Here is a 20,645-nt window from a genome sequence, read left to right as displayed (position 1 = left end):
CAAGCGTGGCAATATTTCAGGGCAGTCAAAACAACAAAGAGAATGCAGTGATGAGCGATCGTCAGCCGATCCCCAACATCAACATCGGGCAGGTCTACGACCAGCGTTACAGCGATGCCGAGGTGCACTACGACCGGCTCGGCAACCTGGCGGGATTTTTTGGCCGCAACATGCCGGTGCATCGCCATGACCGGTTTTTCCAGGTGCATTACGTCAAGACCGGCGCGGTGCGGGTCTATCTGGACGACCAGCAGTACCTCGAATCCGGGCCGATGTTTTTTCTCACGCCGCCGACGGTGGCGCATTCCTTCGTCACCGAAGCCGACGCCGACGGCCATGTGCTGACCGTGCGCCAGCAACTGGTGTGGGCCTTGATCGACGCCGACCCCAGCCTGGCCCCCGGCGCACAATTGCCGGCGGCCTGCGTGGCTTTGGCGCGGCTGGCCCCGGAGTTTCAGCCCGAGGTGCGCCGCCTGGAATTCCTGTTTGATGAGCTGTGCAGCGAGATCAACGCCCAGGCCAGCGGGCGCGGTTCGGCGCTGGACAGCCTGACGCGCCTGATCATGATCAGCCTGCTGCGGCTCTGCGCCAATTCCCTGGAAGCCCGGCCTGCACGGCACGAAGACCTGCGGATCTTCCACCGCTTCAACGAACTGATCGAAGACCACTACCTGCAACACTGGCCGCTGTCGCGCTACGCCGACGGTATCGGCGTCACTGAAGCGCGGCTCAACGAGGTGTGCCGACGCATCGCCGACCTGCCGTCCAAGCGCCTGATTCTGGAGCGGCTGATGCAGGAGGCCCGGCGCCTGCTGCTGTTCACCGGCAGTTCGGCGAATGAAATCTGCTACCAGCTGGGGTTCAAGGACCCGGCGTATTTCAGCCGGTTCTTCCAGCGCTACGCGCAGATGACGCCGGGGGAATACCGCCAGCGTCAATCGGGGTTGCGCTGAGGTGGCCAGCGTTACCACAGGGCTACGGTGTAGCCGATAATCACCCGGCTTTCGTCGATGTCGCTGGTCAGGCCGTTGCTTGAGCGCAGGGTCGCATTGCGCAGGCGCACGTTGACGTTCTTCAACGGGCCGCTCTGCACGGTGTAGACCAGGTCGGTGTCACGCTCCCATTCGCGGCCGTTGCGCACCGTGGCGGTTTGCGCATGGCTGCCGTCGACGTAGCGGGTCATGAAGGTCAGGCCCGGCAGGCCGAGGGCGGCGAAGTTGTAGTCGTAGCGCGCCTGCCAGGCATCGGTGTTGGCCTTGGTGAAGATATTGATGGTCACTAGGTTGACCGAATACGGATCTTGCCCCGGGAAGGCAAAGTCGCCGTCGCCGGAAAGGTTCTGGAAGCCCAGGCCGAATTTGTGTGCGCCCACCGACAAACTGAACATGCCGTTGAAAAAGCGGTTGTCGATCCGGCCGCCGTCCACGCGGGTAGGGCTGCGCAATAGCGTGCTGCCTTGCTCGCGGGTGTCGAAGTAGCGCAGGTCGGTGCGCAGGTTCACGCCTTGGGCCAGCGGCAGGTCATGCACCAGGCCGATGAAATTCTGGCGGTAGATGTCCTGCATCTGCGCGTAGTAATAGGTCGCGGCCAGGTGCGGGTTGATCGCGTAGGTGCCGCCGGCAAGGTCCAGGTGGCTGCTGTTGACGCCGCCGTAGCTCATGGACTCGTTGTTGGAGGAGTCCCGCAGGTTCTGTTTTTCCAGGCGGCCGACGTTCAGGGTCAGGCCGTCGATGTCCTGGGAGGTCACCAGTTCACCGTTGTAGGTCGACGGCAACAGCCGCGTGTCGTTATAGGCGGCCACCGGCAACAGCGGTTGCAGGGTGCCGAGCTTGAGCACGGTTTTCGACACGCGCAATTTGGCGGTCAGGCCGAGTTCGCTGTAGCTGTCGGCCGGCTCGCCGCTGGCGCCAGACGGCAACAGCCCGGTGCCCCGGCGGTCGCGGCTGGAGTCGAGCTTCAGGCCCATTTCGCCCAGGGCGTCCACGCCAAACCCGACCACGCCTTCGGTGTAGCCCGACTCCAGGCGCAGCACAAAACCTTGCGCCCATTCGTCTGCCTTGTTCTGCGGCGCGTTGGCCTGGCGAAAGTCGCGGTTCATGTAGAAATTGCGCAGGTCCAGGCTGGCCTTGCTGTCCTGGATGAAGTCGGCGTGGGCGACCAGAGGGCTAAACGCGGCGCACAGGCCAGCGCTTGCCGCCGTGCGAAAGAGGCACGAATGCATGAGGGGCGTTCCTTTTGTTGTTTTTGTTGGTAGAGCCCGCCACCGGGGCAGGGGCGGGCATATTGTTAACATGTTATCTTTAAGCTGAATAGCTGGATTAACAGGTTTTTATGAATTCGTTTCGAAATTAATGACTTGCTGCGTGCGTCGGGTTGCGCACGCGGGACACCGACTCTAAGCTTCGTCGCTTCGACCTCTATTGCGCGTGAACCATGCCCACCCCCAGACCGTCCCTTACGCTCACCTTGCTCCAGGCCCGCGAAGCGACCATGGCGTTCTTCCGGCCGTTGCTCAATGAACATGACCTGACCGAACAGCAGTGGCGGGTGATCCGCATCCTGCGCCAGCAAGGCGAACTCGAAAGCCACCAACTGGCGCACCTCGCATGCATCCTCAAGCCGAGCATGACCGGCGTACTGGGGCGGCTGGAGCGTGACGGCATCGTGCGCCGGCGCAAATCCGCCGAAGACCAGCGCCGGGTGTTCGTCGCCCTGACCGAACAGGGCCAGCAGTGTTTCGTCGACATGAGCGCCGGGATGGAAAGCAATTACCTGAAGATCCAGGAGCAGTTCGGCGAGGAATCCCTGGAGCAATTGATGGAGCTGCTCCAGAAGCTCAAAGGCATCAAACCGTAATAATCAAAAATAGTGGCTGAAGCCTGTCCCTTTTTTTCACGTGACTGGTCATTCCAGGTAAGTGAACAAAATCGAGAGCTTCTTCCAATGCCCGCAATACGCCCGTTGCTGAACCTCAGCCTCATGCTGAGCCTGAGTGCCAGCCCGTTGTTCGTTCCCATCAGCTATGCCGAAGACGGTGCGTCCCGGCGCAGCTACCAGGTGCCGGCCGGCAGCCTGAGCGCCGCGCTGACCCGTTTCGCCGGGCTGGCCGGGGTCAACCTCTCGGTGGACCCGGCGCTGGTCAGCGGCCGCAACAGCAGCGGGTTGTCCGGCGAATACGGCGTCGAAGAAGGTTTCGCGCGCCTGCTCCAGGGCTCCGGCCTGCAACTGCAGCCCATGGGCGAGCAGGCCTATAGGCTGACCCCGATTCCCGAAGGCGGCAGCCTGCAACTGGCACCCACCTCGATTCTCGGCACCACCGGCGATGCCGACAGCGAGTCTTTCGCCGGTGGCCAGGTGGCGCGCCGTGGCTCCCAGGGCCTGCTGGGCTCGAAGGACTTCATGGATACTCCGTTCAGCATGACCACCTACACCAGCGCGGCGGTCAAGAACCAACAGGCGCGTACCCTTGGCGACCTGATTGCCAGCGACCCCTCGGTGCGCGCCACCAACCCGGCCGGCGGGCGCTATGAGCAATTCACCATTCGCGGCTTCAGCCTGTTCAACAGTGATGTCGCCTACAACGGCCTCTATGGCGTATTGCCGACCTACACCATCGACATGGAAATGGCCGAGCGCGTCGACATCATCAAAGGCCCCAGCCAGTTGATCAACGGCATCTCGCCACGGGGCAGCGTGGGCGGCGGGATCAACGTGGTGCCCAAGCGTGCCACCGACACACCCATCACCTCGCTCACCGGCAGTTGGGCCTCCGACAGCCAGGCGGGCGGAGCCGTGGATATCGGCCGGCGTTTTGGTGAAGACAACCAGTTCGGCCTGCGTTTCAACGGCGTGAAACAGTCCGGCGACACCGCCTGGGATCACCAGAGTGTCGACCGCGAAATGGCCGTGCTGGGCCTGGATTTTCGCGGTGAACGCCTGCGACTCTCCACCGACATCGGTCGTACCGAGCGCGACACCGACGCCCCCCAGGAACGTGTGCAAGTCGGGCCCGACGCCAGGGTGCCGAGTGCCAACGACGTACGCCACAACTACGCGCAGCCCTGGAGCAAGGCAAGCACCAACGACACCTTCGGCACGGTCAACGGCGAGTTTGATCTCAGCGACAACCTAATGCTCTACGGCGGCGTCGGTGCGCGCAAAAGCAACCATGACTTCCTGCGCCATGCAGTGTCGGTGGCCAACAACGCCGGTGATTTCAGCGTGCAGCCCCGCGACTTCACCCGCGATGAAAACGTGCGCACCGCCACGGCGGGCGTGCGCAACTGGTTCCATACCGGCCCGGTGAGCCATGAGGTCAACCTGGCGGCCAGCTACTTCTACATGGACTTCGAAAACGGCGGCGCGCGATATGCGCAGGGTTCGAGCAATATCTACAACCCTGTGGAAACCCCGGCGCCTGGCCGGCCAACGCGATTTGACTCGAAGGTCTACACCGAAAACCGTTTCAGCGGTGTGGCGTTGTCCGACACCCTGGGTTTTTTCGATGACCGGTTGCTGCTGACCCTCGGTGCGCGCTGGCAGCGGGTCAAGGTCGACGACTGGACCGATGACGTCAAAGGCGACACCGCCTACGACGAGGAAAAAATTTCACCGTCCGGCGGCATCCTGTTCAAGGCCACCGACAAGCTCTCGTTGTACGCCAACTACATGGAAGGCCTGAGCCAGGGCAAGGTCGCGCCGTCGGCGTCGGTCAACGATGACGAAATCTTCCCACCGTTCATCAGCCGTCAGGTCGAAGTCGGCGCCAAGTACGACGCCGGTGCGTTCGCGGTGACGGCCGCTGTATTCCGGATCAAGCAGCCGGCCTACGAGACCAACGCCACCACGCTGGTCTTCGGCCCCAATGGCAAGCGCCAGAACGATGGCGTGGAACTCAGCGTGTTCGGCGAGCCGCTCAAGGGTTTCCGCCTGCTGGGCGGGGTGATGTACATCGACAGCGAACTGACCCACACCACCAACGGCACCTACGACGGCAACCGCGCGCCGGCCACGCCCAAGTACAACGTCAACCTGGGCGCGGAGTGGGACGTGCCGACTGTTGAAGGCCTGACCCTGACCAGCCGCGGGATCTATTCCAGCTCGCAGTACCTGGACCAGTCCAATGTCAAGGAAATCGACGCCTGGACGCGGCTTGATGTCGGCGCACGCTACGCCTTCAAGGTCGACGACAAGCACATCACCCTGCGGGCCAATGTCGAGAACGTGGCCAACCGGCGCTATTGGAGTTCGGCCGGTGCCTCGGATGACAGCGAGCCGGGATTGACCTTGTCGACGCCGCGCACGTATTTGCTGTCGGCGACCGTCGACTTCTAGCGGCAATCGCGCCACAGGGAAGTGGCACTCTTGTGTAGTTCAAAATTAAACGACGAGAAGTTCAATGATTAGTGCTGTTGCAGCGGGCTGGCTATTTGCAATCGTGAACTAAGCATCAATATGTTAGTCGATGTGTTTAACAAGATTTTATGAATTGTGGCGAACTAATGGCCTTGGTCAGTAGTTCTAAAAGGCCATGATTTGCCACGGCTGTCCTGCACATCGCTTGTGTGCAGGGTCTTGATCTTGTTCAAGGCGCCGCTGGGACTAGTTGTTGTTTCTGCACCCTTGGAAACAGCCTCTTCAACTAGTTGTTCAGAATGGTGCAGATGTCTCAACCGATACCGTCAATGCCCATCGATGCATGCCGAATGCAGATTCCGGATGCCGAACAAGTGTGCGCGTGGCTGATGCGAAAAGCCGGTCTGAAAACCGTCGACCTGGAACGTGCTCGACGGTTATCCCAGGAATCCGACGACCCCGAACTGCTCGGCCTGCTGACGCGCCTGGGGCTGGTTTCCGAAGTGGAACTGGCGCGGGCCTGGGCCGATTTGCTCGGCGCGCCGTTGCTGCTGGCGGACGCCGCACCGCCCGTGCTCGACCCGCTGCCGGCGCTGACCGAACGCTTCATGCGCCATTACCAGGTGGTGCCGGTAGGCTGGAGCCACGGTGGTGTGCGGGTGTTGGCGGCCAATCCGGCGCTGCTGTATCCGTTCCAGGCCCTGGCGTACGCGTGCGGCGTGCCGGTGTGGCTGGCGGTCGGGCCGCGCAACGAAGTCGAAACCCTGATCGAGCGTTACTACGGCCAGGGCCGTTCCGCCATGGGCACCCTGATCGAAAACCTCGATGAACAGGGCGGCGCCCTGGAAGACATCGAACACCTCAAGGACATGGCCTCCGAAGCCCCGGTGATTCGCCTGGTCAACCTGATCCTGCAACGGGCCGTGGAGCACCGCGCCTCGGACATCCATATCGAACCCTTCGAAAACCAGCTCAAGGTGCGCTACCGCATCGACGGTGTGCTGCATGAAGCGGAAGCGCCGCCGGCGAGTTCCTCGGCGGCGGTGATTTCCCGGGTCAAGATCATGGCGCGCCTCGACATCGCCGAGCGCCGCCTGCCGCAGGACGGCCGGATCATGTTGCGCATCCAGGGCAAGGAACTGGACCTGCGGGTATCCACGGTGCCCACCAGTTTTGGCGAGTCGGTGGTGATGCGCCTGCTGGACCGCCAGACCGTGCAGTTCGATTTCCAGAGCCTGGGCTTTGACGGCCAGCGCCTGGAAACCTTCCTTGAAGTGCTCGAGCGACCCCACGGCATCCTGCTGGTCACCGGGCCCACCGGCTCGGGTAAAACCACCACGCTCTATACCGCGTTGTCGCGGCTCAATACCGCCGAGCGCAAGATCATCACCGTCGAAGATCCGGTGGAATACCAGCTGGAAGGCATCAACCAGATCCAGGTCAAGCCGGCCATTGGGCTGGATTTCGCCGGCGCGCTGCGCTCCATCGTGCGCCAGGACCCGGACGTGATCATGATCGGTGAAATCCGCGACCTCGAAACCTGCCGCATCGCCATCCAGTCCTCCCTGACCGGCCACCTGGTGCTCTCGACCCTGCACACCAACAGTGCCGCAGCAAGTATCACGCGCCTGCTGGACATGGGGGTGGAGAGCTACCTGATCGCCTCGACCGTCAATGGCATCCTCGCGCAGCGCCTGGTGCGCCGCCTCGACCCGGCGACCCGTGAGGCGTTTGAAGCACCGCCGGAGTTGATCGAGGAACACGGCCTCGACCGCTTCACCGAGCAGCGCCCGATCCTGCTTTACCGGCCTCGCGCCAACGCCGCCGGCGGCGGTTACCACGGCCGCAGTGCAATCACCGAATTGCTGGTGATGAATGACGAACTGCGCAGCTTGTTGATGCGCCAGGCCGACGCCGCGACCCTCGAACAGGCCGCCCGCCGTGGTGGCTTGCGCACCCTGCATGAAGAAGGCCTGCGCCAGGCGGTGGCCGGTGTCACATCCCTTGAAGAAGTGTTGCGCGTCACCCGTGGAGAGGGCGCGTGAGCCTGTTCAAATACCGTGCCCTGGACAGCCAGGGCGTCGCGCAGAACGGCACCCTCGAAGCGAAGGACCAGGCCGCCGCCGTCGCTGCGCTGCACAAGCGTGGCCTGCTGCTGTTGCACATCGATGCCGCCGGTGCCCAAGGGCTGCGCAATGCCTTCGGGCGCGGCCAGTTGAATGGCGCGGCGCTGGTCAGTTTTACCCAGCAACTGGCCACCCTGCTGGGCGCGGGCCAACCGCTGGAGCGCTCGCTGGGCATCCTGCTCAAGCAGCCCGGCCAGCCGCAGACCCGGGCGCTGATCGAGCGTATCCGCGAGCACGTCAAGGCCGGCAAGCCATTGTCGGCAGCGCTGGAAGAGGAGGGCAGCCAGTTTTCGCCGCTGTACCTGAGCATGGTCCGTGCCGGTGAGGCGGGCGGTGCGCTGGAGAACACCTTGCGCCAACTCAGTGACTACCTGGAACGCAGCCAGTTATTGAGAGGCGAGGTGATCAACGCGCTGATCTATCCCGCCTTCCTGGTGGTGGGCGTGCTCGGTTCCCTGGCGCTGTTGCTGGCTTACGTGGTGCCGCAGTTCGTGCCGATCTTCAAGGATCTGGGCGTGCCGATTCCGTTGATCACCGAAGTGATCCTGGGCCTTGGCCAGTTCCTCGGCGCCTATGGCCTGGCGGTTTTTGCCGGGTTGATCGTGACGGTCTGGGCCCTGGCGGCACGCCTGCGCAACCCACGACACCGCGAGCAGTACGACCGGCGCGTGCTGGGTATCCGCGTTATCGGCCCGCTGTTGCAGCGGGTCGAAGCCGCACGCCTGGCACGCACCCTCGGCACCTTGCTGAGCAACGGCGTGGCGCTGCTGCAAGCGCTGGTGATCGCCCGCCAGGTCTGCACCAACCGTGCCTTGCAGGCACAAGTGGCCCAGGCCGCCGAGTCGGTGAAAGGCGGCGGCACCCTGGCCAGTGCATTTGGCAGCCAACCGCTGCTGCCGGACCTGGCCCTGCAAATGATTGAAGTCGGCGAACAGGCCGGTGAACTGGACAGCATGCTGCTCAAGGTCGCCGACGTGTTCGACGTCGAAGCCAAGCGCGGCATCGACCGCCTGCTCGCCGCCCTGGTGCCGTCCCTGACCGTGGTCATGGCGGTGCTGGTGGCGGTGATCATGCTCGCGATCATGCTGCCGCTGATGAGCCTGACCAGCAATATATGAAGACCCAAGGAAGCAAGCCGATGCGCCATACCCGTTTCAAACCCGCCCGCCGCCAAGGCGGTTTCACCTTGCTGGAAATGCTCGCGGTGATTGTGTTGCTGGGCATCGTCGCGACCATCGTGGTGCGCCAGGTGGGCGGCAACGTCGACAAGGGCAAATACGGCGCGGGCAAGGCGCAACTGGCCAGCCTGAGCATGAAGATCGAGAGCTACGGCCTGGATGTCGGCTCGCCACCCAAGACCCTCCAGCAATTGGTCGACAAGCCCGGCAACACCGCCGGCTGGGCCGGGCCGTACGCCAAGCCCTCAGACCTCAAGGACCCGTTCGGCCATGCCTTCGGCTATCGCTTCCCCGGTGAACATGGCGCCTTCGACCTGATCTTCTACGGTCAGGACGGCCAGCCCGGCGGCGAAGGCTACAGCGCCGACCTGGGCAACTGGGAATAATGCCGGCCCTCCAACGCGGCTTTACCCTGCTGGAGATGCTGGTGGTGATCGTGTTGATCAGCATCGCGGCCGGGTTGGTGGGATTTGGCCTGCAACAAGGCCTGCGGGTAGCGAAAGAGCGCCAGGTGGTCGGGCAGATGGTGGATGCCCTGCGCAGCACACGGGCACGGGCGATTGTCAGCGGCAGGTCGGCCAAGACCGTCTTCGACTTGGCCCGGCTGAGCTTTCAGGCGCCGGGGCAACCCATCAAGCACTGGCCGGCCGATCTGCAAGTGACCCTGCACACCGCCGAACACGCAGGCGCTGCGGTGGAGTTTTACCCCGACGGCAGCTCTACCGGCGGCAACCTGTTATTGGCCAATGGCACGCGACGCTGGCGCATCGACGTCGGCTGGCTGACCGGCAGCGTGCAGTCCAGGGCATTGCCATGAAGCGTCAGTCGGGTTTCACCTTGCTGGAAATGCTCGCAGCGCTGACCCTCATGGCGATCTGCAGCACGGTGTTGCTGGTCGCGTTCGGCCAAAGCGCGCGCTCGTTGTTGCAGGTGGCCCACAGCGACCGCCTGACCCATACCGCCTTGAGCGTGATGGATCAGGAGGCGTCGGGGCCCCTGGCCAGTGGCGTGCGCGAGGGCGAGCTGGACGGCATTGCCTGGCAACTGCGCGTCGCCCAGCAGCCCACCCGCATCGGTCAGCCACATTTGTTTCGCCTCGATCTCAGCGTCAGCGAAGGTCCGCGCCGCGCAAATTTCAGTACCTTGAAACTGCGCGCCAGCGGCGACGGGAGCCTCCAGTGAAGCAGCAGCGGGGCTTCACGTTGCTCGAAATCATGATCGTGCTCAGCCTGCTGGGCGTGTTGTTGGCCCTGGTGGGCGGCGCGCTCCTGGGAGCCAACCGTGCAGTACTCAAGGCGCAGCGCTACACCGTCAGCCTGGATGAAAGTCGCGCCGCGCAACAGTTTCTGCGCACTTCCATCAGCGAGGCGCTGCCCCTGGACGTGACCGAGGACGACAGCCAGACCAACGGCTTTTTTGTCGGCGCCCCCCAGCGCCTGCAATACGTCGCGACCTTGCCGGGCGTGCTCGGCGGCGGTATCCAGCGTTTCACCTTGCAGTTGACCGAGCGCGAGTTGCAGGTGGCGTTCGCACGGTTTGAGTCCAATGCCCAAGTGAGCGTGCCGGCCACCCGCAGCGAACCGCAGGTGTTGCTGAAGAACGTCGAGGATCTGCAATTCAGCTATCGCGGCCTGTCGCCCAAGGGCCAGGCCACCGGTTGGATCAGTGACTGGCCGTGGACCAAACGCCTGCCTTATGCGGTACGCATTGCAGCACAAGTCAACGGACCGGTGCCGTGGGTCACCCAAGTGGTTGCCCTGCGGCTGAACCTCTCTAGCGGAGCATCAGGCGAATGAAGCGTCAGCGCGGCGTTGCATTGCTGCTGGTGCTGTGGGTACTGGCGTTGCTCAGCTTGCTGCTGGGCGGCCTGGCCGGTTGGGTACAACTGGAAAGCCGCCAGGCCCTGTGGCATCGCCAGCATACCCAGGCGCTGCTGGCGGCGGAGGCGGGCGTGGCGTTGGCCATGCAGGCCCTGGCCGACCCGCTGCAACGCAAGCAATGGATCGCCGACGGCCGCGAAATGCCCCTGGTATTTGATGACGCACAGCTTCACGTGAGCCTGCACAGCGAGCGCGGCAAGCTGTATTTGAACAGCGCCGAGGCCGCTGACTTTGCCCGCCTGGCCGTGGCCTGCGGCGCCACCCAGGCCCAGGCCAGCCGGCTAGCCAGGGACCTGGAAGTGCGGCGCAACGCAGGCCTGGCGCCGTTCCGCGTGGTGGAGGAGGTGCGGCAATTGCCCGGCATGCCCCAGGCGCTGTACAGCCGGCTGGCCCCGGAAATCAGTTTGTGGAGCGGCCTGGACCGGCCCGATCCCGCTTTCGCCAGCCCCTTGATGCGCCAGGCGCTGAACCTGCCCCGGCAGAGCGCAGTAGGGGCCGACCCCGGTGACGTGCTGGTGATCGACAGCCGCGCACAACGCCCCGGCGGTTACCACGCCCGGTTACGAACCACGGTTTTATTGAGCCCATCGGAGGGAAGCGCACAACCTTATCGGGTGCTGCGTTGGCAAGAATGAATCCAAACCTTTCGGCGCCAGTGGCGCGCCTTCAACAGCTGGCCGAACCGCTCACCCGGCGCTGGCGCGGCAGCTTGCTGCAAGTGGGCTGGCGCCTGTGGCTCAAGGAGCTGCGTGGCTGCCTGCCGGCGTGGCTGTCGGTCCGTGACATCCCCGAGCACCGCTACCACTGGCCGTTGACCGAGCCGGTGGCAAAACCTGCCGACGAGGTGCGCCAGGTGCTGGTGCTCGCGCCCTCGGCGGTGCTGCTGCAAACCCTGCAACTGCCCCTGGCGGCCGCGCGCAACCTGTCGACCGTTATGGGTTATGAGCTGGACCGCTTTACCCCGTTCGAGGCTGAACAGTTGTACTTCGTGGCCCGCCAGGAACGGCGCACCGCCACGCATGTGCAAGTGACCCTGGTGGCCATCCTGCGGGAGCGCCTGGATCAAATCCTGTTGGACTGCGCTGCTCTCGGCTTGCAGCCCCATGCGGTGGATGTGGACGGGTCAATGGGCATCGACCTGCTGCCGGCGCCGTTGCGCCCACGCCAGCGGCCGGCCGGGAAGGGCTTGCAACGCAGCCTGCCCTGGCTGTGCGGCGCCTTGCTGATTGCCGCGATGCTGCTGTGGCTCAACGACCGCCAGCGGGTGCTCGACGTCATGCAGGCGCAGGTGCAACAACAGAAAGCCCAGGTCGCCGAGGTCCAGAGCCTGCGCCAGCAACTGCTTAACACCCGTGGCGCCGCGCAATACCTGATTCGCCGCAAGTCGGCACAACCGCCATTGGCGGCGCTGCTCAACGAACTGACCGCCTGCCTGCCCGCCGATACCTGGATCGACCAGTTGGAGGTCAACGACGGCGCCGACGTGTCCTTCTCCGGGCAGAGCGCCAAGGCGAGTGCCCTGATCACCCGGATCAAGGCTTGCCACAGCCTGGAAAACCCCCAGTTCGAAGGGGTGATCCAACCCGATGCGCAAACCGGCAAGGATCAGTTTTCCCTGCGCGCCCACTTGCACCAGGAGGCCGCCGATGCGCCGACCACTGACACCCCGTGAGCGTCGCGGCGCCGCCTTGCTGGTCCTGGCGCTGGTGCTGGGCGGCGGTTACTGGCTGCTGATCGACAGCTGGTTCGCCGGGCCATTGCGTGCCATGGGCGAGCAGGCCGAACAGCTGCGCGAACAACAGCAACGCTATGCGGGCCTGCTGCACCAGAGCGCCGCCTTGCGTGAGCAATTGGAGCAAGCCCGCCAGGACCCGGCCAGCAGCACCAGCCTGTTGCCGGGGGATGACCCCAGCGCCGTGGCGGCGGACCTGATGCAGCGCATCGCCGACCTGATCAACAGCCGCGCCGGCCTCGGCGGCGGCTGCAGCCTGACCCAGCGCATGCCCATCACCCCGGAGCAGGACGACACCGAGCCCTATCGCCAGGTCAAAGTCAGCCTGACCCTCAACTGCGCCATCGAACCCCTGACCGCGATCCTGCATGAGCTGGAGTACCAGCGACCGTTCCTGTTCGTGGATGAAATGAGCGTCCGTCGCGGGCCGAATGCCCCCGCCAGCGGCGGTGCCGGAAAGCTGGTGGTGCACCTGTTGGTGCGCGGTTATCTGCAACCGGCAGCCGCCACGCAGGCCCGCCGATGATCAATTCATTGCGCCCCCTCGAGTGGGTGTTGCTCGGTGTGGCCGGGCTGCTGGGCCTGCTGATGGTGGGCATCTTGAGCAGCATCGGCGACGCGCCGCAGTGGCTGGATGAGCCTGCCTCCGCCGTGCGCGCCAATGCTTCGGCGAAGGTTCACGTGGCCCCGGGTGCGACCCTGGAAAGCCTCGCCGGCACCTGGCAGGCGCCGCTGTTCAGCCCCGACCGCAGCCCCGATGCCGCCGTTGGCCAGGCCGAGATTTCCAGCCTGTCGAGCCTGAAGCTGACCGGCGTGCTGCTCGACGGCGACCTGCGCGTCGCGCTGCTCAAGCGTGACGAGGGCCCGCCGCTCAAGGTCCACCAAGGCCAGACTCTGCCCAACGGCTGGCGCCTGGAACACCTGACACCGCTGCACGCCCGTTTTGTGCTGGATGGCCGCACGCAAACCCTGAGCCTCAGCGTTCCGCGTTTGCCGCCGCCGTCCACCACACCACCGATTTCCCTTCCTCACGAGCCCGCCCCTTGATCGATACTTCCCCTAGCGCCTTGCGCACCAGCGTGTTTTGCCTGGCCACCGCCGTCGCCTTGGGCGGCTGTGGGTCATTCCCCGATCACCTCGACCCGGACGATGCCTTGCTTCACGAGGCGATGCAGGGCACCGGTTCGCAACGGCCGCCCGTGGACCCGGCCAGCGAGTCGCCTGCGGCCGACAGCCGCCAACCCCAGGCGCCTACGCCGCCCCAGCGCCAGTTGATTCGCGGTAACCAGCAGTTCGTGCGCCAGCCCCCACCTGCGCCGGCGGTCAAGGATGAAGCCAGCGGCGACATCGTGTTCAACTTCGCCGACCAGCCGATTGAGGCGGTGATCAACAGCGTCATGGGCGACCTGCTGCACGAGAACTACAGCATCGCCCAGGGTGTGAAAGGCAACGTTAGCTTCTCCACCTCAAAGCCGGTGAACAAGAAACAGGCGCTGTCGATCCTCGAAACCCTGTTGTCCTGGACCGATAACGCGATGATCCGCCAGGGCCAGCGCTACGTGATTCTGCCCGCCAACCAGGCGGTGGCGGGCAAGCTGGTGCCGGAAATGAGCGTGTCGCGACCCTCCAGCGGGCTCTCGGCACGGCTGTTTCCGCTGCGCTATATCTCGGCCACGGAAATGCAGAAACTGCTCAAGCCGTTCGCCCGGGAAAACGCATTCCTGCTGGTGGACCCGGCACGCAACGTGCTGAGCCTGGCCGGTACGCCGGATGAGTTGGCCAACTATCAGGACACCATCGACACCTTCGACGTCGATTGGCTCAAGGGGATGTCGGTGGGGGTGTTCGGTTTGCAACGGGCCTCGGTGGCCGAGTTGATGCCCGAGCTGCAAAAAATGTTTGGCCCCGACAGCGGCATGCCCCTGGCGGGCATGGTGCGCTTCCTGCCCATCGAGCGGACCAATTCGGTGGTGGCGATCTCGTCCCAGCCGCAGTACCTCAGTGAAGTTGGCGACTGGATTCACACCATAGATGAAGGCGGCGGCAACGAGCCGCAGATGTACGTCTACGACGTGCGCAACATGAAGGCCACGGACCTCGCCAAATACCTGCGGCAGATCTACGGCACCGGCGCGATCAAGGACGATGCGCCGGCCAAGGTGGCGCCGGGGCTGCGCACGGCGACCTTGTCGTCACTCAACACCAGCGGCGGCACCTCGGGTGGCTTGAACAACAGCAGCAATAGCCCGCCCGTCAGTGACGATGAGGACCAGGCCCCGGCCGCCAGCGAAGACGGTGAAAATGCAGAGCCGGGCGCTGCCAAAAGCCTCGACGCCGGCACCCGGATCACCGCGCAAAAAAGCAGTAACCAGTTGCTGGTACGCACCCGACCGGTGCAGTGGAAGGAGATCGAATCGGCGATCAAGCGCCTCGACAACCCGCCGCTGCAAGTGCAGATCGAGACGCGCATCCTCGAAGTCAAACTCACCGGCGAACTGGACCTAGGGGTGCAATGGTACCTGGGCCGCCTGGCGGGCAACTCCACCAGCACCACGGTAGCCAATACCCCTGGCAGCCAGGGCGCTCTGGGTGGCGGCGGTGCGGGATTGGGCGCGGATTCGCTGTTCTATTCCTTCGTCAGCTCCAACCTGCAAGTGGCCTTGCACGCCCTGGAAACCAACGGCCGCACCCAGGTGCTGTCGGCGCCGTCGCTGGTGGTGATGAACAACCAGCCGGCGCAGATCCAGGTGGGGGACAACATCCCCATCAGCCAGACCACGGTCAACACCGGCAACGCCGACAGCACCTTGAGCAGCGTCGAATACGTGCAGACCGGGGTGATCCTCGACGTGGTGCCGCGGATCAACCCGGGCGGCCTGGTGTACATGGACATCCAGCAACAGGTCAGCGACGCCGAGAACCAAACCACCAACAGCAGCGACACACCCAACAACCCGCGTATCTCCACGCGCTCGGTGTCGACCCAGGTGGCGGTGCAAAGCGGCCAGACCGTGTTGCTCGGCGGGCTGATCAAGCAGGACAACGCCGAGAGCGTCAGCGCCGTGCCGTACCTGGGGAAAATCCCCGGGCTGCGCTGGTTGTTTGGCAACACCAGCAAGTCCAGGGATCGCACCGAATTGATCGTGCTGATCACGCCGAGGGTGATCACCAGCAGCGGTCAGGCGCGGCAGGTGACGGATGACTATCGCCAGCAGATGCAGCTGTTGCGACCGGCGAACTGAAGGACCTTTCAGCCCTTGCGTTGCAGGGTGTGATAACCCAGCGCTGCGCGGGCTTCACGCAGGGATTTGCCTTCATCGAGCAGCGCCCGGATACGCGCTTCCACCGCTTCAATCGAGCGTGCACAGGCTGCCACTTCATGGGCGCGCTCGCGCGGCACGATCACCACGCCGTTGGCGTCGGCGACCACGATGTCCCGGGCGCACACCCGGGCCTGGCCGATGGACACCGGCTGGTTTACCGCTTCCACTTCAACCCGGTCCTTGCCCGTGCGCATGAACCGGCCCTTGGTGAACAGCGGGTAGCCGTCGCCCAGGGCCTTGCTCACGTCGCGGCACACGCCATCGATCACCGTCGCGGCGATCCGCTGGCTGCCGGCGTACTGGGTCATGATGTCGCCCCACACCGTGCAGTCGGTGCGTCCGTCGTTGTCGATCACCACCACATCGCCTTCGGCCACGTCATCGATAAAGTCGCCTACGGTGCCCGGCGGGGTGCTGGCGCTGACGTAGCGCACCGTGAAGGCCGGGCCGACCACCACCTGGCGATAGTTGTCCAGGGGCATGATTCCCAGGCATTGGCCGGGCAGGCCTAGCTTGTCCAGGGCGTCGGACACGCCCGGGGTGTCCAGGCCGGCAAACAGGGCAACCAATTCTTGGTCTTGGGGTGACATGGATAACTCCTCGTGGTGGTGACAAATCAGGTCGGGTGGCTGGAGGCCGGGCGGGGCTCGGCAATGGTCAGCAAAATGATGAAGCTGATGAACGAGCCGATCGCCAGCCAGGCGAACACGTAGTTCCAGCCGTAGTTGTCCAGCAGCAGGCCGGTGATGAAGGGCGTGGCGGCGGCGCCCAACTGGCCGATCATGTTCACGATGGCGTTGGAGATCGGGAAGGTCTTCTTGGTGGTCAGGCCCATCGGGTAGACCATGTAGGAGGAGAAGCCGAGGCTCAGCACCACGCCGGTCAGCATCAGCAGCAAGCCGTAGGGCAGGGGCTCGGCCGGTGAGTTGATCAGCAGGTACATCATCAACGAGGTGCCGACGGCCGACAGCAACATGCCCGGCTTGCGGCGCCCGCCCATCAGGCGGTCCGAGCAGAAACCGCCCAGCAGGTTGCCCAGCACCGCGCCCACCCAGGGCGCTGCCGAGACCAGGCCCATGTTCATGATCGAGAACTGCTTGACGGTCATCAGGTAGGTGGGAATCCACGCCAGCAGCACGCTGGAGACACCGAGCTGGAAGCAGTAGCTGGTGGCGCACCCCCAGATATTCCATGAGGTGAAAACCTGACGGTTGGTTTCCAGGGGTTTTTCATCGCGGGTGCGGATCACCCGGTCGAGCTTTTTCACCCACGCCGGCGTCTTGTGCACACGGGCGGTCTGGGCGATTGCGGTGTCTTCGACGATGTATTGAAGTTCGGCCTGGTTGACGAAGCGGCTGCGGGACGGATGGTCGGTGACCAGGAAGTACCAGACCACCGCCAGCACGATGCCCGGGATCGCAAAGAAGTAGAAAATTTCGCGCCAGCCCCATACCGAAATGATCACGGCACACAGCGGCGGCACGATCACCGGTCCGAACTTCACGGCCGACAGAAAGATCCCCGACGCGGTGCCTTTTTCCCGTGCCGGAAACCAGTTATTGATGGTGGTGGTCATGCTGATGGGCAGCGGGCCTTCGGCGATACCCAGGCCCAGGCGATAGAGTTTCAGCGCCAGCAGTGAGCTGGCGGTGCCCACCAGCCCGGTCAACAGGGAGGTTAGCACCATGGCCCCCGGCAGGATCCGGCTGACGCCAAAGCGCCCGAAGGCAAAGCCCGACGGCAGTTGTGCCAGGGCGTAAGCCAGCAGGAACAGGCTGACCAGGCCACCGGCCTGGGCGTTGCTCATTGCAAATTCCTGGCGAATGAACGGCAGCGCCACGCCGAGGTTGGCCCGGTCGGCGGCGGCCACGGTGTAGATCAGGAAAATCAGCGCAGCAACCACCCAGCGGTATTGGCTGCGCACAGCGGGTTTTATGACTTCAGGCATAGACATGGGGGCGGACCTTGTTGTTGTGAGTGTTGTCCTGTTCGGCCTTAATCTTAAGAAGGGGCGCACGCCACCATTAGCGATATTTATGTATGTGAACTCATCACTTTTATTCTTCTGCCAGCAAGCTGCTGCAGAAGCCGCGGATTGCCTCGCACGCCTGGCGCAACGACTTGTCATCCAGGGCATAGGCGATGCGGATGTACGGCCCCAGGCCGAAGGCGCTGCCATGCACCACGGCTACATTGGCCTCATCCAGCAGCGCCAGGGCCACGTCTTCATCGCTGCGCAGCAGCCGCCCGCCCGCCGAGGTGCGCCCGATCAGCACGGCGCATGAGGCGAACGCGTAGAACGCGCCGGCGGGGCTGATGCACGTCAGGCCTGGCGTGTCGTTCAGCAACTGGACCATCAAGTCCCGGCGCGCCTGGAACACCCGGCGGCTGTCGCGGATGAAATCCCTGGGGCCTTCCAGTGCAGCGAGGGCCGCCTGTTGCGAGATCGAACAGGCGCCGGAGGTCTGCTGGCCCTGGAGTTTTTCCATGGCCTCCAGCAGCCAGCGTGGGCCGGTGGCGAAACCGATGCGCCAGCCGGTCATGGCATAGGCCTTGGACACGCCGTTCATGGTCAATGTACGCGGTGCCAGCCGGGGTTCAACCTGGGCCAGGGTATGGAACACCTGGCCGTCGAAGATCAGGTGCTCGTAGATGTCGTCCGCCAGGATCAGCACCTGCGGGTGGGCCAACAGCACTTCGGCCAGCGCCCGTAGCTCGCCCTCGCTGTACACCGCACCGGTGGGGTTGGACGGTGAGTTGAGGATCAGCCAGCGCGTCTGCGGGGTCATTGCAGCGGCCAGGGCCTCGGGTGTCAGCTTGAAACCGCTGTCGGCATCACAGGTGACGATGCGCGCCTCGCCGCCGCACAGTTGCACCATCTCCGGGTAACTGACCCAGTACGGCGCGGGCACGATCACCTCGTCGCCTTCATTGAGGGTGGCCGCCAGGGCGTTGTAGATCACCTGCTTGCCGCCGTTGCACACGAGGGTGTCCTGCCAGGACACGTCCAGGCCGTTTTCGCGCCGGAACTTCGCCGCCACCGCCTCCCGCAGGGCCCGCGCACCGGCCACCTGGGTGTAGCGGGTATGCCCGGTTTCAATGGCCTGGATCGCGGCTTCGCGGATATGCGCCGGGGTGTCGAAATCCGGTTCGCCGGCGCACAGCGAGATAATCTGCGCGCCTTGCGCCCGGCGTTCGGCGACGCGGTCCATGATGCGATAGGTGGCAGACGGTTGTGCGCTGGCCAGGCGCGGGTTCAGCCGCTGGATATCGGCGCTCATCGGCTGATCGCCTCAAACTGTGCGTCGTGCATCACCTCGACCACCGAGCGCCCGCTGCGCACGGCCTGCACCATGCCGTCCTGGCGGCGGGCAATGCGCTCGCCCAGGTCCAGGACCTTTTCGATCACCGCCTGGGGCACGAACACCGTGCCGCAGGTATCGGCGATCACGTAGTCGTCCTCGCTGACGCTTACGCCAGCAACGCTGAGGGTCACGCCGGCGTCGAGCTGCACCACGCGGTTGCGCGCGCTGATCATGGTCACGCCGCGTCCGTACACCGGATAGCCGATGGCTTCGCTGCCGTCGATATCGCGGCTGAAACCATCAATCACCGTACCGCGTATGTGTTTGCGCAACGCCGCGTTGGCGATGATGTCGCCCCAGCAGGAAATGCCCTCGATACCGCCGGCAATCACCAGTACCCGGTCGTCTGTCGCGACCTGTTCGATCACCGGGGTGATCAAGTGCACGGTCGGGGCGATGTCGGACTTGGGGCCGAGCAGTACGGTACTGGCGCGGCCAATGATCTTCGGGCAGTTCCACAACGGGCGCAGGCCCACGGTGGCGCCGGGCAGGCCGAGAAAGTCGAGGGCGTCGGACACGGTGTTGGTGTCCAGTGCGGCCAGGCGGTCGAGCAAACGGTCAGGGGTCATGGGCAAGCCTCGGGTGACGGAGGCGGCCAGTGTCAGGCAGTGCCTATGATAGGTATATTACGAAGTACAGAAGCCTTGCATACGCTTAACCTATGGATAAGACCATGATCAACTTTCGCCTGATTCGTCACCTCTGGTTGTTCCTGGCCGTGGCTGAAGAGCAGAACTTTGGCCGTGCGGCCAAGCGCCTCGGCATGTCCCAGCCACCGCTGAGCGAGCAGATCCAGGTGCTGGAGCAGGCGCTCAAGGTCAAGCTGTTCGACCGCTCCCGACGGGGGGCCAAGCTGACTCCGGTGGGCGCGGCGATCCTGCCGGCGGTGCGCAAGTTCGCCGAGCAGCTGGAGCGCCTGGAACTCGCCGTGGAAGAAGCGGTGGCGGGGCAGTCGGGGATGTTGACCATCGGCGCGATTTCCACGGCGATGTTTGATGTGCTGCCGGGGTTGATCGAGCAACTGAAGCTTGATTACCCGCAGCTCACGGTGTCGGTGCGGGAAATCGACAGCGTCGAGGCGTTGCCGGCGCTGGAGGCCGGGGACATCGACCTGGCGTTTGCCCGGCTGGATGGTGACCTTGGGGCTTCGGTGCAGTCATTGCCGCTGACGGAGGACCGGCTGGTGGTGGCGCTGCCGGTGGATCATCCGTTGGCGAGTCGTACGCGGATCAGTTTGTCGAGCCTGGCGAATGAGCCGTTGGTGATGTTTTCGCGCAACGTCAGTCCGGTGTATTTCGACAATTTGATCGCAACCTGTCGTGCCAGCGGGTTTTCGCCTCGGGTGCTGCATGAAGTGCGGTCGGTGGCTTCGCAGATCGCGTTTGTCAGCTATGGGCAGGGTATTGCGTTGGTGCCGGCGTCGTTGAAGAAGCTGGCGCCGGCCAATGTGGTGTTTCGGGCGTTGAGCCAGAAGCTCAATGTGGTGACCACGGCCGTCGCCTGGAATACCCAGCGGCCGAACCCGGTGGTGGAGGCGGTGATCGCGCGGTTTCGCTAGGGGTTGGGGTTGAGTACATATCCGTTATTTAGGTAACGGCGGCTTATGGTTCCGCTCTTACAGCGGGTCACTTTTGGCAAACGCCCGGAATGCCGGCCCAGCCAATAGTAACCAAAAGGTCTTTGCCC

20 protein-coding genes are annotated in these 20,645 nt (G+C 64.2%); 15 read left to right on the top strand and 5 right to left on the bottom strand.

Features of this window, described 5'->3' with window-relative positions; translation table 11 throughout:
* Window positions 1-50 precede the first annotated feature (50 nt).
* Window positions 51-953, top strand: coding sequence for a 4-hydroxyphenylacetate catabolism regulatory protein HpaA (gene hpaA, locus HX817_RS03130; protein ID WP_003209891.1), 903 nt, complete (start codon window positions 51-53; stop codon window positions 951-953).
* A gap of 11 nt (window positions 954-964) precedes the next feature.
* Here hpaA and HX817_RS03125 read toward each other — a convergent pair whose 3' ends face one another.
* Window positions 965-2,221, bottom strand: coding sequence for an OprD family porin (locus HX817_RS03125; RefSeq protein ID WP_177039774.1), 1,257 nt, complete (start codon window positions 2,219-2,221; stop codon window positions 965-967).
* Between the two features lie 212 nt (window positions 2,222-2,433).
* On the opposite strand from HX817_RS03125, the gene hpaR reads away from it, so the two are divergent.
* From hpaR to gspD, 13 genes are all read left to right on the top strand, one after another.
* Entirely contained in the window at window positions 2,434-2,856 is a 423-nt protein-coding gene (gene hpaR / locus HX817_RS03120) for a homoprotocatechuate degradation operon regulator HpaR (protein WP_008437189.1), read from the top strand.
* Between the two features lie 87 nt (window positions 2,857-2,943).
* A complete protein-coding gene (locus tag HX817_RS03115; protein WP_177039773.1) occupies window positions 2,944-5,334 on the top strand; it encodes a TonB-dependent receptor in 2,391 nt (796 codons plus the stop codon).
* 371 nt (window positions 5,335-5,705) lie between these two features.
* A complete protein-coding gene (gspE, locus tag HX817_RS03110; protein ID WP_003209908.1) occupies window positions 5,706-7,400 on the top strand; it encodes a type II secretion system ATPase GspE in 1,695 nt (564 codons plus the stop codon).
* Window positions 7,397-8,599, top strand: coding sequence for a type II secretion system inner membrane protein GspF (gspF, locus tag HX817_RS03105; RefSeq protein WP_102605832.1), 1,203 nt, complete (start codon window positions 7,397-7,399; stop codon window positions 8,597-8,599). The genes gspE and gspF overlap by 4 nt, the downstream gene beginning before the upstream one ends.
* Window positions 8,600-8,619: 20 nt before the next feature.
* Window positions 8,620-9,045, top strand: a complete 426-nt coding sequence (gspG, locus tag HX817_RS03100) for a type II secretion system major pseudopilin GspG (protein ID WP_003209911.1) — start codon at window positions 8,620-8,622, stop codon at window positions 9,043-9,045.
* On the top strand, window positions 9,045-9,476 hold the full coding sequence (locus tag HX817_RS03095; protein WP_003209913.1) for a type II secretion system protein: 432 nt from the start codon (window positions 9,045-9,047) through the stop codon (window positions 9,474-9,476). The genes gspG and HX817_RS03095 overlap by 1 nt, the downstream gene beginning before the upstream one ends.
* Window positions 9,473-9,841: a prepilin-type N-terminal cleavage/methylation domain-containing protein gene (locus tag HX817_RS03090; RefSeq protein WP_087694940.1), complete on the top strand. Its 369-nt coding sequence runs from the start codon at window positions 9,473-9,475 to the stop codon at window positions 9,839-9,841. Before HX817_RS03095 ends, HX817_RS03090 begins: the two co-directional genes overlap by 4 nt.
* Window positions 9,838-10,455 carry a prepilin-type N-terminal cleavage/methylation domain-containing protein gene (locus tag HX817_RS03085; RefSeq protein WP_003209916.1) on the top strand — a complete coding sequence of 206 codons (618 nt, stop codon included), beginning with the start codon at window positions 9,838-9,840 and terminating at the stop codon, window positions 10,453-10,455. The genes HX817_RS03090 and HX817_RS03085 overlap by 4 nt, the downstream gene beginning before the upstream one ends.
* A complete protein-coding gene (locus HX817_RS03080; RefSeq protein WP_177039772.1) occupies window positions 10,452-11,174 on the top strand; it encodes a general secretion pathway protein GspK in 723 nt (240 codons plus the stop codon). Before HX817_RS03085 ends, HX817_RS03080 begins: the two co-directional genes overlap by 4 nt.
* Window positions 11,171-12,211, top strand: coding sequence for a PilN domain-containing protein (locus HX817_RS03075; protein ID WP_177039771.1), 1,041 nt, complete (start codon window positions 11,171-11,173; stop codon window positions 12,209-12,211). The genes HX817_RS03080 and HX817_RS03075 overlap by 4 nt, the downstream gene beginning before the upstream one ends.
* The gene (gspM, locus tag HX817_RS03070) at window positions 12,186-12,797 is read left to right on the top strand and encodes a type II secretion system protein GspM (RefSeq protein ID WP_177039770.1); all 612 of its coding nucleotides are present in this window, start codon (window positions 12,186-12,188) and stop codon (window positions 12,795-12,797) included. The genes HX817_RS03075 and gspM overlap by 26 nt, the downstream gene beginning before the upstream one ends.
* Complete coding sequence (locus HX817_RS03065) at window positions 12,794-13,318, top strand: general secretion pathway protein GspN (RefSeq protein WP_177039769.1); 525 nt, start codon at window positions 12,794-12,796, stop codon at window positions 13,316-13,318. The genes gspM and HX817_RS03065 overlap by 4 nt, the downstream gene beginning before the upstream one ends.
* On the top strand, window positions 13,315-15,513 hold the full coding sequence (gene gspD, locus HX817_RS03060; protein WP_177039768.1) for a type II secretion system secretin GspD: 2,199 nt from the start codon (window positions 13,315-13,317) through the stop codon (window positions 15,511-15,513). The genes HX817_RS03065 and gspD overlap by 4 nt, the downstream gene beginning before the upstream one ends.
* An 8-nt stretch (window positions 15,514-15,521) precedes the next feature.
* On the opposite strand, the gene HX817_RS03055 is transcribed toward gspD, so the two are convergent.
* The 4 genes from HX817_RS03055 to HX817_RS03040 form a co-directional block, all read right to left on the bottom strand.
* A complete protein-coding gene (locus HX817_RS03055; RefSeq protein ID WP_003209925.1) occupies window positions 15,522-16,184 on the bottom strand; it encodes an RraA family protein in 663 nt (220 codons plus the stop codon).
* Window positions 16,185-16,210: 26 nt separating this feature from the next.
* Window positions 16,211-17,548, bottom strand: coding sequence for an MFS transporter (locus tag HX817_RS03050; protein ID WP_023658999.1), 1,338 nt, complete (start codon window positions 17,546-17,548; stop codon window positions 16,211-16,213).
* Window positions 17,549-17,651: 103 nt separating this feature from the next.
* Complete coding sequence (locus HX817_RS03045) at window positions 17,652-18,875, bottom strand: pyridoxal phosphate-dependent aminotransferase (RefSeq protein ID WP_177039767.1); 1,224 nt, start codon at window positions 18,873-18,875, stop codon at window positions 17,652-17,654.
* Window positions 18,872-19,528: an RraA family protein gene (locus tag HX817_RS03040; protein WP_177039766.1), complete on the bottom strand. Its 657-nt coding sequence runs from the start codon at window positions 19,526-19,528 to the stop codon at window positions 18,872-18,874. Before HX817_RS03040 ends, HX817_RS03045 begins: the two co-directional genes overlap by 4 nt.
* 104 nt (window positions 19,529-19,632) lie before the next feature.
* Between HX817_RS03040 and HX817_RS03035 the strand changes: the two genes are divergently transcribed.
* Entirely contained in the window at window positions 19,633-20,517 is an 885-nt protein-coding gene (locus tag HX817_RS03035) for a LysR family transcriptional regulator (RefSeq protein ID WP_003209935.1), read from the top strand.
* The last annotated feature ends 128 nt before the right edge of the window (window positions 20,518-20,645 follow it).

Origin of the sequence: Pseudomonas sp. C6002 (assembly GCF_013385805.1) — a bacterium.
GTDB lineage: Bacteria > Pseudomonadota > Gammaproteobacteria > Pseudomonadales > Pseudomonadaceae > Aquipseudomonas.
Note: the sequence above shows the minus strand (reverse complement) of the source record. Positions and strands in the feature narration are given on the sequence as shown.

Coding starts and splice junctions, on each gene's coding strand:
- HX817_RS03115 (WP_177039773.1), top strand. CDS start 2,944: ATGCCCGCAATACGCCCGTTGCTGAACCTCAGCCTCATGCTGAGCCTG.
- HX817_RS03075 (WP_177039771.1), top strand. CDS start 11,171: ATGAATCCAAACCTTTCGGCGCCAGTGGCGCGCCTTCAACAGCTGGCC.
- HX817_RS03055 (WP_003209925.1), bottom strand. CDS start 16,184: ATGTCACCCCAAGACCAAGAATTGGTTGCCCTGTTTGCCGGCCTGGAC.
- HX817_RS03065 (WP_177039769.1), top strand. CDS start 12,794: ATGATCAATTCATTGCGCCCCCTCGAGTGGGTGTTGCTCGGTGTGGCC.
- HX817_RS03050 (WP_023658999.1), bottom strand. CDS start 17,548: ATGTCTATGCCTGAAGTCATAAAACCCGCTGTGCGCAGCCAATACCGC.
- hpaR (WP_008437189.1), top strand. CDS start 2,434: ATGCCCACCCCCAGACCGTCCCTTACGCTCACCTTGCTCCAGGCCCGC.
- gspE (WP_003209908.1), top strand. CDS start 5,706: ATGCAGATTCCGGATGCCGAACAAGTGTGCGCGTGGCTGATGCGAAAA.
- HX817_RS03090 (WP_087694940.1), top strand. CDS start 9,473: ATGAAGCGTCAGTCGGGTTTCACCTTGCTGGAAATGCTCGCAGCGCTG.
- HX817_RS03125 (WP_177039774.1), bottom strand. CDS start 2,221: ATGCATTCGTGCCTCTTTCGCACGGCGGCAAGCGCTGGCCTGTGCGCC.
- gspG (WP_003209911.1), top strand. CDS start 8,620: ATGCGCCATACCCGTTTCAAACCCGCCCGCCGCCAAGGCGGTTTCACC.
- HX817_RS03080 (WP_177039772.1), top strand. CDS start 10,452: ATGAAGCGTCAGCGCGGCGTTGCATTGCTGCTGGTGCTGTGGGTACTG.
- HX817_RS03040 (WP_177039766.1), bottom strand. CDS start 19,528: ATGACCCCTGACCGTTTGCTCGACCGCCTGGCCGCACTGGACACCAAC.
- HX817_RS03035 (WP_003209935.1), top strand. CDS start 19,633: ATGATCAACTTTCGCCTGATTCGTCACCTCTGGTTGTTCCTGGCCGTG.
- hpaA (WP_003209891.1), top strand. CDS start 51: ATGAGCGATCGTCAGCCGATCCCCAACATCAACATCGGGCAGGTCTAC.
- gspM (WP_177039770.1), top strand. CDS start 12,186: ATGCGCCGACCACTGACACCCCGTGAGCGTCGCGGCGCCGCCTTGCTG.
- HX817_RS03095 (WP_003209913.1), top strand. CDS start 9,045: ATGCCGGCCCTCCAACGCGGCTTTACCCTGCTGGAGATGCTGGTGGTG.
- HX817_RS03045 (WP_177039767.1), bottom strand. CDS start 18,875: ATGAGCGCCGATATCCAGCGGCTGAACCCGCGCCTGGCCAGCGCACAA.